Genomic DNA, 13,348 nt, shown 5'->3' with positions numbered 1-13,348 from the left:
AACATTGTTATAAGTGACATACAGCATGTTTGCTTTTAGCCACAAGAAGTATCTTAACATAAACAGCGCTTGACTGCAATATTATTCATTAAGTTTTATCAGTTCATCAAGCCATTTTTTCTGCTTCTCTGTCAGCTCTGCTTCTTCAAGAAGATCGGGCCTTCTCTGTAAGGTCCTTCTAAGGCTTTCTTTCATCCGCCACTCGTCAATCAGTTTATGGTTCCCAGAAACCAAAACATCAGGGACCTTCATTCCACGGAAGTCAGCCGGTCTTGTATAGTGGGGATGCTCGAGCAGGCCGGTGCTGAAGGAATCCTGGATATGCGATTCCTCGCTGCCCAGTACACCAGGAAGCAAGCGCACGACACTGTCGATGACGACCATCGCTCCAAGCTCTCCGCCGGTCAGTACATAATCACCGATCGAAATCTCATCAGTGATCACATGTTCACGGATCCGCTCATCATATCCCTCATAATGGCCGCAGATAAAAATCAAATGCTCTTCCCTGGCCAGCTCTTCCGCTTTCTTCTGTGTATACCGTTCTCCCTGGGGGCACATGAGAATCACTCTTGGGGAAGTGCTTTTTGCGCGCTCCTTTAAATCAGACACGGCATCGAAAATCGGTTGAGGCTTTAACACCATTCCAGCACCGCCGCCATATGGATAGTCATCCACTGTCTGGTGTTTGTTATTGGCAAAGTCACGGAAATTGACGACATTGTACCCGGCTGCCCCTTTTTCAGCAGCTTTTTTCAGGATTGAATGGCCAAACACACCCTCAAACATTTCTGGGAAAATAGACAGGACATCGATATTCATCATGAAAGAAGCCCTTCCATCGGCTCAATTACAATAAGCTTTTCCTTGACGTCTACTTTTTTCACGATGTCCTCAATATAAGGAATCAGGAGTTCCTTACCACTGGCTCCCTTCACAACCCAGACATCATTGGCACCGGGAGTAAGGATTTCGATTACCTTGCCAAGTTCTTCTCCTTCCGTTGTTACCATGTTACAGCCGATAATATCCTGGAAATAGAATTCGCCTTCCTCCAGCTCACCACGCTGCGTTTCTGGAACCTTGAGGATGCCACCCTTCATTCTTTCTACCTCGTTGACATTTTCGAAACCTTCAAAGGTCAACAGATTGAAATTTTTGTGAGTCCTATGGCTTTTCACTACCAATTCCTTCGGATCCTTTGCACCAGGCATGAATAAAAATAAAGTATTCCCTATCTTGTAGCGTTCCTCAGGAAAGTCAGTCCTTGATATCACCCTAACTTCCCCTCGTATCCCATGTGTATTTACAATTTTTCCAACATTAAAGTACTTTTCCATTGCTCAATCACCTCTCGCGAATTTCGGCCACGATGCCATCTTTCACAATAATAGTCTTTCCTGAAAGAAACTCATCCCATTGGTCACCTACACTCACATCGACGACACCCTGCAACTCCGTTTCTTTAATTTCACTCCCAAGCGGAAGAATATGTAGTTGTTCTATTTGAAAATCCAGGAGCTTGATTTTTTCTTTATAGACTTTGATTTCTTGTTCAAAATGCTTCTTCAATGTTTCAGGTGGAAACTTCCTGGATTTTTCCAGCTTCTTCAATTCAAATCTCAGCTGATCCCATTCCTTCTGCAGCTGAAGCTTTCTGGAGTGATATTTTTGGTGGATTCTTTCCTTGCTTTCTTCTGTCAGTACCTGTTTGACAATGATTGTTTGCAGTACCTTCAAAGCATTTCCTCCTTAAAGCCAACCTTATCACAGCATTATTTTCCAGACCTCTTCCGGGCTGGTTTTTCTGGACCTTTCGCAAGGCTGGTTCCAGAATACAATTGCGTCTCAATACTAATCATTATACCAAGTATCTATTATACCTTAATTTTTGCAAATAGAAAAAAGGAGGGTTACCCCTCCCTTTTCAAACAATCATATTGAATTTATCGTTTCTGATTGTTATTCGACGATTTCCAAGAAAATCTTCTTTTGCTGTGATGAGCCTGCTGCATAGACTACTGTTCGAATCGCCTTTGCAACGCGTCCCTGCTTACCAATTACTTTGCCCATATCACTTTTGTTGACGGAAAGCTTATAGGTAACGCGCTGATCCTCTTCATGCTCATTTACATGGACATCTTCAGGAAAATCAACAAGTGGCTTCACGATCGTCTCAATTAATTCTTTCATGGGCGTGTCCACAATTACTTGGTTTGCTTAGCGTTGTGGAATTTTTCCATGATACCCTGCTTAGAGAACAAGTTGCGCACTGTATCAGATGGTTTTGCACCGTCGTTCAACCACTTAAGAACTAACTCTTCGTTAAGTTCAACCTTTGCTGGTTGAGCAACCGGGTTGTAAGTTCCAATAGACTCGATGAAACGACCGTCACGTGGTGAACGGGAATCAGCTACTACAATACGATAGAAAGGAGACTTTTTAGCTCCCATACGCTTTAAACGAATTTTTACTGCCATTTTAAATAAGCACCTCCGAATAGTTTCACACAAGATAGAATAATATCAAATTGAAAACAGCTTGTAAAGGTTTTTTTCTTTACAGACTGAAAATTCCTGAATTTACAAGTTAAAAAGGATTGAACGGCATCTTGAAACCGCCTTTTTTCTTGCCTTTTTGCTGCATGTTCGTCATCTGTTTCATCATCCTTTTCATGTCTTCGAACTGCTTGAGCAGACGGTTGACTTCCTGTATGGATGTTCCGCTTCCCTTTGCAATCCGTTTCCGCCTATTGGCGTTGATGATTTCCGGATGAGTTTTTTCATTCGCTGTCATCGACTGAATGATCGCCTCGACATGCGAGATTTGCTTTTCATCGATTTGAAGATTGTTCATGCCCTTGATTTTGTTTGCGCCAGGCATCATTTTCAGAATCTCGTCCAATGGCCCCATCTTCCTCACCTGGCCAAGCTGGTCTAGGAAATCATCCAGGGTAAATGATGCTGTACGCATTTTCTTCTCGAGCTCTTTCGCTTTTTCTTCATCGACGTTTGCCTGGGCTTTCTCGATTAGCGTCAGGACGTCACCCATTCCGAGAATCCTTGAAGCCATTCTTTCAGGGTGGAATGCTTCCAGGGCATCAAGCTTTTCACCAAGACCGACAAATTTGATCGGGGTATTGGTAACAGCGCGGATGGACAGCGCGGCACCGCCACGTGTATCACCGTCAAGCTTTGTCAGGACAACACCAGTCAGGCCAAGTTGTTCATTGAAACTCTGTGCGACATTGACAGCATCCTGTCCTGTCATGGCGTCAACGACAAGGAAGATTTCGTCTGGTTTGGAAAGCTCTTTGATCTGCTTCAGCTCGTCCATCAGGTTTTCATCCACATGAAGACGGCCCGCAGTATCAATCAGGACATAGTCATTATGGTCTTCCTTCGCTTTGGCAATTGCCTGCTTTGCGATTTCTACAGGGCTGACCTGGTCTCCCAGTGAGAAAACCGGCATGCTCAATTGCTTCCCAAGCGTCTCAAGCTGCTTGATGGCTGCTGGACGATAGATATCCGCCGCTACAAGCAAAGGTTTTCGATTGTATTTTTTACGAAGGAGATTTGCAAGCTTTCCGGTTGTAGTCGTTTTACCTGCACCTTGAAGTCCGACCATCATGATGACGGTCGGCGGGCGGTTTGCGGCAGCAATCTTGCTTTGCTCGCCACCCATCAGCTCGGTAAGTTCTTCTTTAACAACCTTGATGACCTGCTGGCCCGGTGTCAGGCTTTTTACTACCTCCTGGCCAACTGCCCTTTCAGTGACTTTTTTAACGAAGTCTTTTACAACTTTAAAGTTAACGTCAGCCTCAAGCAGAGCCAGACGGACCTCTCGCATCATTTCTTTTACATCTGCTTCAGATACCTTGCCTTTTCCGCGGATTTTTTGCATCGTATTTTGCAGTCGGTCGGCCAATCCTTCAAATGCCATATCATGTGCCTCCCTAGTCTAATTTCTCAAGCTCGGCTATCATATCAATTAAATCGTCATTCCCCACAAGCTCTTTCATTTTTGAAATAAGCTCACTTCTTTTTTTGAATTTCTCGAACAACAACAGCTTCTCTTCGTATTGCTCGAGCATCGCTTCCGTGCGTTTGATGTTGTCGTATACACCTGCCGGCTAACATCGTACTCTTCAGCAATTTCCCCGAGCGAATAGTCATCAAGATAGTATAGAGCCATATAACTGCTTTGTTTTGGAGTAAGCAATGCCTGATAAAAGTCATACAAATAATTAATGCGGTTCGTTTTCTCAAGCATTTGAATTCCCCCGTGTTAAGTGAAATACCTTTACATTAAGAGTTTACACACGATTAACTTTCCTGTCAAGAAAAGTTCTTTACAGTAATACGTTGGTATATCAATATTCCTCCGTTGCTTCCTCTTCCTCAACCAGGTCAGCGAACAGTCCATAAACATATCTTTCAGCATCGAATTCCTGAAGATCATCCATTTTTTCGCCTAATCCTACAAATTTAACCGGAATGTTCAGCTCATTGCGGATCGCAAGTACAATTCCGCCCTTCGCCGTTCCATCGAGTTTAGTCAGGACGATGCCGCTCACATCAGTTGCTTCTTTGAAAGTTTTAGCCTGGATCAGCGCGTTCTGGCCAGTCGTTGCATCAAGCACAAGCAAGACTTCATGAGGAGCGCCCGGAACCTCACGCTCAATTACACGCTTAACCTTTTCAAGTTCCTTCATGAGATTGACCTTATTTTGCAATCTGCCGGCAGTATCGCAAATCAGGATATCTGCCTTTCGTGACTTGGCAGACTGGACAGCATCATACATGACAGCAGCTGGGTCTGAACCTTCTGCCTGCTTGATGACGTCGACACCAACGCGATCACCCCAGACTTCAAGCTGTTCGATTGCACCGGCGCGGAATGTATCTCCTGCCGCAAGAAGGACCTTCTTTCCTTCACTTTTGAATTTATGGCTAATTTGCGATTGTCGTTGTTTTGCCGACACCATTGACACCGACGAATAAAATGACTGTCAACTCATCTTCCTGGATGTTCAGCTGGAAAGAGTCATCATCCGCTCCGGCCTCATAGATCTCAACTAGCTTCTCGGAAATAACAGACTGAACGTCTTTTGTGTCCTGAATGTTGCGTCGCTTAACCTCTTTTTTCAGCTCCTCGACAAGGTCCATTACTGTGTCAAAGCCTACATCAGCCTGGATCAAGATTTCTTCAAGTTCTTCGAAAAATTCTTCATCCACTTTCCGGTATCGTGATACGAGATCATTCACTTTGTTAGAGAAATTATCCCTGGTTTTCGTCAAGCCATCTCTGAATTTCTCTGTGACACTCTCAGTCTGCGTCGTAAACTTTTCTTTTAATTTCTTAAAAAAACTCACAGTCCCATCGCCTTCCTACTATAATTCAAAAATATCTCGTTCCGCTTCAAGATTGAACCAGACGCGGCTCCTGATTTCTCGAGACGGAACAAGGTGATAACGCTATTCTTATGCTTTCACAAGTTTTTTCGAATCTTCAAGCCGGACGGATACCAGCTTGGATACTCCTGACTCCTGCATGGTTACACCATATAGGACATCTGCTTCCTCCATTGTACCCTTACGGTGTGTAATGACGATAAATTGTGTTTCATCACGGTATTTCTTCAAATATTGAGCGAAACGGTATACATTGGCTTCATCCAATGCGGCTTCAACTTCATCTAGGATACAGAATGGCACTGGACGGACTTTCAGGATGGAGAACAATAAAGCAATCGCGGTCAACGCCCGCTCTCCGCCAGATAATAGCCCGAGATTTTGCAGCTTCTTACCGGGAGGCTGGGCGACAATTTCGACCCCTGTGTTCAGCAAGTCTTCAGGCTGTGTCAGCCGCAGATCCGCTCTGCCGCCACCGAACAACGCCTGGAACACAGACTCAAAGTGTGAGCGGATGGCAGTGAATGTATGTTCAAATCGTTTCTTCATCTCGTGGTCCATTTCCTCGATGACAAGGAATAATGTGTCCTTTGCTTCCTGGAGATCATTCCTCTGCTCCAACAGGAATTCGTAACGCTCTGATACACGTTCGTATTCTTCAATCGCACCAAGATTTACCGTACCCAGTTCCTCTATCGCCATTTTGATGAGCTTTACTTTTCTTCTTGCCTCATCAGCAGGAATTGTCAAAGGATACTGTTCCTTTGCACCTTCAAATGAGAGCAGGTATTCCTCGCGAAGATGGGCAAGCTTATTGTCCAATTCTACATCAAGCCTGTTCAATTTCACTTCCTCATCCTTAAGCACTTCATTGATGCCTTTAAGCAGTCTCCTTAGCTCCTTGGATTCTAACTCCTGATCTTCCAGCTTATTCTGAAGCTCAAGCCGCTCATTCCTCCGTGAAGAAATCAGCTTAAGCGTTTCGTTTTTGTCTTGAAGCTTTCTTTTTGCCGCATCCTCCAATTGTGATTCCCCGGAGGAGCTATCGGTCATTTCAGAGGAAAGAAGTGATAAATCTTCTTTAAGGATTTCCAATTTTCCGGACTGCTCTTCTGCCTGTAAAACTGCAGAATCCAGCTTTTCCTTCACATGGGAAAGCTGTTCTTTCTTGGATGCCAGGCTAATCTTCAAATCACTGATTTCTGCAATAAGCGTATCCTTAGAAGTAGAATTCGAGTTTTTCAGCTCAGTCAACCGCTCTATTTCTTTATCAAATTGAAGAAGATCCTGCCGATACTTAGCTAATAATCCGTCAAGTTCAACCAATCTGGATTCTAGCTTGTCCTTGTCTGAGTCGAGCTGGGTCTTTTCAGAATCGTATACCGATAAGCGTTCATTGATATTCTTCTGTTCCAGCTCCACTTCCCGCAAGTCACCCTTCAAACTTTGCTGCTTAAAACGAAGCTCTTCTCCTGTTTTTCTCAGCTCTTCCAACCTTGCTTCACTGGCTTGCGTTTCAGCCTTTAATGATTTCACTTTCGATTCAAGCAAGTTTGTCTTTTCTTCCATATCAGCTAGCTTATTTGTTAATTCTTCTAATTCGCCCTTACGGCTAAGCAATGAACTTGATTTTTGTTTTACGGCCCCTCCAGTCATCGACCCGCAGGATTGACCACATCTCCATCAAGCGTGACGATTCTGCTGCGGTATTGCAGCATTTTGGCAATATCATTCGCTCCTTTTAAATCCCTGGCAATCACTACATTGCCAAGCAAGCTTTTTACGACTTCAGCATATTTTTGATTGAATTGAATCAATCAGTTGCCGTGCCGATATACGCACTATTCCCCGAAAGAAGTGCGAGCTGTGAGGAGGCGAGATACTTGCCTTTGATAATGCTGAGAGGCAAGAAGGTTGCCCTGCCGAACAATTTTTGCTTCAGAAACTGAATGGCAGCTCTGGCATTCTCTTCAGTTTGGACAACAATGTGCTGCATTGCACCGCCAAGAGCTGTTTCAATTGCCGTTTCATATTGTTTAGGAACATGGATTAATTCTGCAATCGCTCCTTCAATCCCCTGAAGACGAGTGTCCCTTGCTTTCAGCACTTCTTTTACACCCTGGAAAAAGCCAGAATAATCTTCTTCCATTTCCTCAAGCATTTCCTTCTTTGATTCAGCTTGCTGAAGGTACTGATATGCCTGATAAAGTGTTTTCTCTTGCTTATCATAATTATTTCTGAGAAATTCAAGCTTCTTCTGTTCTTCAAAATAGATCCTTGCCTGTTCCTCCAATTCCTGCTGTGAAGAAACGATATTTTTCTCTATTTCTGCTTTCTTCCCATTGATTTCATCGCGAATCGAGACAAAGCGATCATTTTCATTGTCCAGCTTTGACCCTTTGGCTGCTTGCTGCTGCAGCTGCTGTTCGATATAAATTTTTTCATTTTTAGCGCCGGCCTGTTCGTTCAGTAACTCGATGTAGTCACTCTTGATTGAATCAATTTTAAGCTCGACATCTTCACTGTAAAGCTTTAGTTGCTCCTGTTTCTCCTGAAGTTCTTTCTGAAGAGCAGAAGCTTCCCATGATAATGCAGCTACAGATTCTTCGTACTCAGCCTTCTGTTTTTCCAGCAATGCAACGGAAGAAGTCAGTTCCTCGATATTCTTTTCAAGCTGACCCTTGTTCTGTGAAGCGTTCTTCTTTCGTTCCTTGAGAACTTCTCTTCTGCCTTCCAGCTTTTCAAGCTCCTCACTGGCATGCAAGAGCACGTTCTGCAAGTCGCTTACCGATTCATCAAGAGCAGTAAGCTGGTCTCTCATCTTTTCAATTTCTGCTTCTTTTTTCTGAAGGACAGCAGACTGCTTGATTTCATCTTCTTTATGTTGTTCAAGCTGCTTGGACAGCTGTTCCCATCGGCCATACAGGTCTTCGATTTCATAAGCAGTCAGCGCAACTTCTATCTGTTCAAGATCTTCCTTTTGCTCTAGATAATCCTTTGCAATCGAAGCCTGAATCTTCAGCGGCTCTACCTGACCTTCTAATTCGTGTATGATGTCCGTTACACGACTTAAGTTCTCCTGCGTTTCAAAAAGCTTACTCTCTGCTTTTTTCTTCCGAGATTTATATTTAAGGACACCAGCAGCTTCTTCAAATATCGTCCTGCGATCCTCAGGCTTGCTGTTTAGGATTTCCTCAACCCTGCCCTGGCTGATAATGGAGAAAGCTTCACGGCCAAGTCCGGAGTCCATGAATAAATCAACAATATCCTTGAGTCTGCAATTCTGTTTATTGATCAAGTATTCACTGTCACCTGAACGGTAGACACGCCTTGTAACGCTCACTTCATTGTAATCGAGGGGCAATGATTGATCTTCGTTATCGAGGGTTAATGTTACTTCGGCAAAATTCAGCGGCTTCCGCGAATCACTTCCGGCAAAGATGATATCTTCCATTTTTGCGCCACGGAGCGACTTGGCTGATTGTTCTCCTAAAACCCAGCGGATGGAATCAGTAATATTGCTTTTCCCGCTTCCATTAGGCCCTACGACAGCGGTCACACCAGGAACGAATTCTACTGAAATCCTCTCGGCGAACGATTTAAAGCCGACCACATCTAATCGTTTTAAAAACAATATGGCTCTCCCTTTCCAGTTAAACTATTTCTAAGATGTCTGTTAAGAATGATTTTTAACTTATTGCTTTTTGTCGCCTGTTTCCAAGTTCGCTTCCATATGAGACTTCAACTTTTCAAGTGCCATCTGGGCAGCATGCTGCTCTGCTTCCTTTTTCGAGCGCCCTGTGCCTGTTCCTAATTCTTGCCCATTAAGGAAGACACGGGATTCGAATTCCCGGCTGTGCGCAGGACCAATCTCCCTCATAATCCGGTATTCAAGCGACCCTGCACCATCCCGCTGTACGAGCTCCTGAAGCTGGCTCTTAAAATCCATCACATGAGAAAAAGCACCGTCATTGATTTTCGGAAACACAATTTCTTCCAGGAAAGTAGTGACTGTTTCAATTCCCTTGTCCAAGTATAAAGCACCGATGAAAGCCTCGAAGACATCAGCCAAAAGAGCCGGCCTTGTTCTTCCGCCTGTCATTTCTTCTCCCTTGCCAAGCAATACGAGATCACCAAAGGACAGCTCGTTGGCAAATGCCACCAGCGATGGCTCACAAACTACAGCTGCGCGCAGCTTTGTAAGCTCTCCCTCACTCATCATTGGATACTTTTTATACAAAAATTGGGATACAGTCAATTCCAAAACAGCGTCACCAAGAAACTCCAGCCTCTCATTATCCTCATGAGGCTTCCTTCGATGCTCATTCACATAGGATGAATGTGTAAAAGCCTGTTTTAAAAGCTTATCACTATCAAAATGAATACCAATATGATCCTGGAATTCTTTGAATTTCTGCTCCTTTGCGCGGATATTCTTTTTTTCTCTTTCTCTTCCATTGTTGCGCATAATTTATTCCACCTTGCTCATAATTTAAAGCTGCGATTGCATGAATTGCTGTTTTAAATGATTATTGATTTTACAAAACAATACAGACTAATAACAGTTTACAAAAAATAACGTATATAAAGCAAAAAAACTTGGCTTAATTCCAGCAGATAACTTAATTATAAGGAAAACATAGGGAGTTTTTATACAGAAGCTAATTTCGCGGGGATGGTCGCTTTTCGTATAAAAATAAAAAACTGGCTTCTTCTTCAAGACCAGCATAGCCTTACACTCGTTTTAATCCGCAGCGGAGTATGAGGAGACCATGTACAGAAGAAAGCCCCGTTTATAAAAACGGAGCTTCTTAGTAAATCGAACAATTACATTTGGCTATTTATGTACTTAACAGCGTCACCAACTGTACCGATTTTTTCAGCATCATCATCAGAAATTTCCATGTCGAACTCGTCCTCTAGTTCCATAACCAATTCAACAACATCAAGGGAATCAGCACCAAGATCATCTTTAAAAGATGCCTCTAAAGTTACTTGAGATTCTTCTACTCCCAAACGGTCAACAATAATTTTTGTTACGCGTTCTAAAACGTCTGCCATGCTTGTTCACCTCCCCTCAAGCCATTATAGTTGATTTTATTTAATTAATAAATGGATGTAATGGTTTTTTAACCAGGAAAAATTATTCACTCTCATCCAAAAAGTGTCAAAATTATCAAAAAATATTACACTTGTTATTTCCAGATATTCTACATCACCATGCCGCCATCTATGTGGAGGGTTTGGCCTGTCATATATGCACTGTCTTCGGATGCAAGGAAGATGATGGTCCTTGCAATGTCTTTAGGCTCTCCGAAACGGGCTAACGGTATTTGCTTCAGCATTTCTGTTTTTACATCTTCATTTAACTTATCGGTCATGTCTGTCGTAATAAAGCCTGGAGCTACTGCGTTCACGGTGATGCCTCTTGACGAAAGTTCCTTTGCGGTTGTTTTTGTAAGCCCGATTACTCCGGACTTTGCAGCAACATAGTTTGCCTGGCCGGGATTCCCACTTACGCCTACAATCGAAGAGATATTTATGATCCTGCCGCTTCTCTGCTTCATCATTTGTCTTGTAACTGCTTTCGTACACAAGAAGACACCTTTTAGATTGATATTGATTACATCATCCATTCGGACTCTTTCATCCTCATCAACAGGTTGTCTTTTGTTATACCTGCATTGTTAACAAGGATGTCAATCTTGCCGAAACGCTCGATTGTTTCTTTGGCCATATCAGTCACTGATTCAGAGTTGGAGACATCTGCCTGGATGGCAAAAGCATCTCGTCCCATCGCCTTGATTTCATCAACCACTTCAAGCGCTTTTCCTTCACTGCCAGCATAGTTGACAGCAACTGACGCGCCTTCCCTGGCAAGTTCTAAAGCAATTTCGCGCCCAATCCCACGTGATGCACCTGTTACCAGCGCCACCTTACCTTCTAGTCTCATTCCTTCTCCTCCTCCAGGGCAGCAACAGCTGCTGCACATGTTTCTGCGTCATATATTGCGAATGTCTTTGCCGAGCGGTCAACTTTCTTAACCAGTCCTGACAAAACCTTACCTGGGCCGATTTCGATAAAAGTATCGACGCCGAGTTCCAGCATTTTGGATACCGAATCCTCCCATAGTACCGGAGAATAAAGCTGCTCCACTAGTCTTTTTTTGAATTCGGAAGCTTCTGTCATCGGTTCAGCAGTTACATTTCCAATCACTGGGACAGCCGCATCCTTTATTGCAATTTTGTCCAATACAAATTCAAATCTTTCTGCTGCCGGCTTCATTAACGATGAATGGAATGGACCGCTGACATCAAGAGGAATAACCCGTTTAGCCCCAGCTTCTTTTGCTTTTACTGATGCTTCCTCCACACCACTTTTCGAACCAGAAATTACAATTTGTCCCGGACTATTCAAGTTAGCCAACTGAACAGGTTTTCCGCCTGCTGAAACTGTTAAGGTTACATCCATTAGCTTCTGTCGATTCATGCCTAGGACAGCAGCCATTGTTCCTTCTCCATTCGGTACAGCTTCTTCCATGAATTCACCACGTTTGCGGACTGCATACACAGCCTCTTCGAACGAGATAGCCCCCGCAGCGACCAATGCAGAATACTCACCCAGGCTATGTCCGGCAGTGAAATCCGGCTTGATCCCAAACTGGCTGAAATAATTCAAGATTGCTATACTAGTCGTCAAGAGAGCGGGCTGGGCATTAGTTGTGAGCGTCAGCTTTTCTTGCGGTCCCTCAAAAATCAAAGTGCTTAAGCTTTCACCCAGAACCTCGTCCGCTTTTTTAAAAGTTTCTGAGACTGATTGCTCTGAATCCGCAAGGGCTTGTCCCATCCCAACTGTCTGTGATCCCTGTCCTGGAAACAAAAACGCGATTTTCCCCATGAAAGATTCCCCTTTAACTCGTTATTTTATGTTCATCGTAGCTTCGATTACTTTTATCATTTTTCTACGGCAGTTTTGATTGTACCGGAAACATCCTTCTGAACCATTTCTCTCGCCTGGCGGATCGAATTAAACACCGCGTTTGCGTCAGATGACCCATGCGCTTTGATTACAGGAGCCTTAAGGCCGAAAAGACCAGCACCGCCATATTCCGTGTAATCCATCTTATTTTTGAGCACTGTCAGGTCCGGCTTCAGTACGGCTGCAGCCATCTTGCTTTTAAAACTGGAAGTCAAAGCCGATTTAAGCATTTTAAACACCGACATTGCAGTACCTTCAATTGTCTTCAGGACCATATTTCCGGTAAAGCCATCTGCCACTACAACATCCGCGACACCATCAAGCAAGTCCCTTGATTCCACATTACCTATGAAGTTGATGTCTGCATCCTTCAATAGTTCATATGTGTTACGTACAAGCTCATTGCCCTTCTTTTCTTCTGTGCCAATATTCAACAGGCCAACACGAGGGTTTGTGATCCCCCTTGCCTTCTCACTGTAAATCGAGCCCATGATCGCATATTGGACGAGATGTTCCGGCTTAGCATCAGCATTAGCTCCGACATCAAGAAGCAGGAAGCCTTCTCCGCCAATTGTAGGGAGAGTCGGCGCAAGGGCCGGCCTTTCGATCCCTTCTATTCTTCCAACCACGAACAAACCAGCAGCCATCAATGCTCCTGTATTGCCGGCAGAAATGCAGGCATCAGCGTTTCCGTCTGCAACTAGCTGGGCTGCAATGACCATTGAAGCTGTTTTCTTTCGGCGCACTGCTCTGACAGGTTCATCTGTCCCGAGGATTACTTCTTCTGTATGATGAATTTCTATCCTCTCTTCATTTGTCAGATGCTCTCTGATTTTACTTTCGTCGCCGATAAGAACTATATGTATGTCATTATATTTTTCTATTGCTTTCATTGCTCCGAGGACGATTTGTTTTGGTGCATTATCTCCGCCCATCGCATCTACTGCTAGCCTCAT

At 43.8% G+C, this 13,348-nt stretch carries 10 protein-coding genes and 4 pseudogenes; all 14 read right to left on the bottom strand.

The annotated features are described in order from the left end of the window. Positions 1–81 precede the first annotated feature (81 nt). Positions 82–825, bottom strand: coding sequence for a tRNA (guanosine(37)-N1)-methyltransferase TrmD (gene trmD, locus JCM21738_RS01045; RefSeq protein WP_023614916.1), 744 nt, complete (start codon positions 823–825; stop codon positions 82–84). Next, the gene (gene rimM / locus JCM21738_RS01040; RefSeq protein WP_023614917.1) at positions 822–1,340 is read right to left on the bottom strand and encodes a ribosome maturation factor RimM; all 519 of its coding nucleotides are present in this window, start codon (positions 1,338–1,340) and stop codon (positions 822–824) included. The genes trmD and rimM overlap by 4 nt, the downstream gene beginning before the upstream one ends. Positions 1,341–1,347: 7 nt before the next feature. Beyond that, positions 1,348–1,740, bottom strand: coding sequence for a YlqD family protein (locus JCM21738_RS01035; RefSeq protein WP_023614918.1), 393 nt, complete (start codon positions 1,738–1,740; stop codon positions 1,348–1,350). Between the two features lie 222 nt (positions 1,741–1,962). Further along, on the bottom strand, positions 1,963–2,193 hold the full coding sequence (locus JCM21738_RS01030; protein WP_023614919.1) for a KH domain-containing protein: 231 nt from the start codon (positions 2,191–2,193) through the stop codon (positions 1,963–1,965). Positions 2,194–2,207: 14 nt separating this feature from the next. Next, positions 2,208–2,480, bottom strand: coding sequence for a 30S ribosomal protein S16 (gene rpsP, locus JCM21738_RS01025; protein ID WP_023614920.1), 273 nt, complete (start codon positions 2,478–2,480; stop codon positions 2,208–2,210). Between the two features lie 109 nt (positions 2,481–2,589). After that, on the bottom strand, positions 2,590–3,942 hold the full coding sequence (ffh, locus tag JCM21738_RS01020; RefSeq protein ID WP_023614921.1) for a signal recognition particle protein: 1,353 nt from the start codon (positions 3,940–3,942) through the stop codon (positions 2,590–2,592). 13 nt (positions 3,943–3,955) lie between these two features. After that, positions 3,956–4,272: pseudogene (locus JCM21738_RS01015) on the bottom strand (putative DNA-binding protein). A gap of 100 nt (positions 4,273–4,372) precedes the next feature. Beyond that, a pseudogene (gene ftsY, locus JCM21738_RS01010) lies at positions 4,373–5,375 on the bottom strand (signal recognition particle-docking protein FtsY). Positions 5,376–5,483: 108 nt separating this feature from the next. Beyond that, positions 5,484–9,048, bottom strand: a pseudogene (gene smc / locus JCM21738_RS01005) (chromosome segregation protein SMC). Between the two features lie 60 nt (positions 9,049–9,108). Next, positions 9,109–9,882: a ribonuclease III gene (gene rnc, locus JCM21738_RS01000; protein ID WP_023614925.1), complete on the bottom strand. Its 774-nt coding sequence runs from the start codon at positions 9,880–9,882 to the stop codon at positions 9,109–9,111. 359 nt (positions 9,883–10,241) lie between these two features. Beyond that, positions 10,242–10,475 carry an acyl carrier protein gene (locus JCM21738_RS00995; RefSeq protein ID WP_023614926.1) on the bottom strand — a complete coding sequence of 78 codons (234 nt, stop codon included), beginning with the start codon at positions 10,473–10,475 and terminating at the stop codon, positions 10,242–10,244. Positions 10,476–10,624: 149 nt separating this feature from the next. Further along, positions 10,625–11,367 (bottom strand): annotated as a pseudogene (gene fabG / locus JCM21738_RS00990) (3-oxoacyl-[acyl-carrier-protein] reductase). Then, positions 11,364–12,311 carry an ACP S-malonyltransferase gene (gene fabD, locus JCM21738_RS00985; RefSeq protein ID WP_023614928.1) on the bottom strand — a complete coding sequence of 316 codons (948 nt, stop codon included), beginning with the start codon at positions 12,309–12,311 and terminating at the stop codon, positions 11,364–11,366. The pseudogene fabG and the gene fabD overlap by 4 nt, the downstream one beginning before the upstream one ends. A gap of 56 nt (positions 12,312–12,367) precedes the next feature. Beyond that, positions 12,368–13,348 (bottom strand): phosphate acyltransferase PlsX, encoded by a 981-nt coding sequence (gene plsX, locus JCM21738_RS00980; RefSeq protein ID WP_023614929.1) that lies wholly within the window; start codon positions 13,346–13,348, stop codon positions 12,368–12,370.

The sequence above is a fragment of the Mesobacillus boroniphilus JCM 21738 genome (assembly GCF_000517385.1).
Classification (GTDB): Bacteria; Bacillota; Bacilli; order Bacillales; family Cytobacillaceae; genus Mesobacillus; species Mesobacillus boroniphilus.
This window is presented reverse-complemented; position numbering and strand designations above follow the sequence as displayed.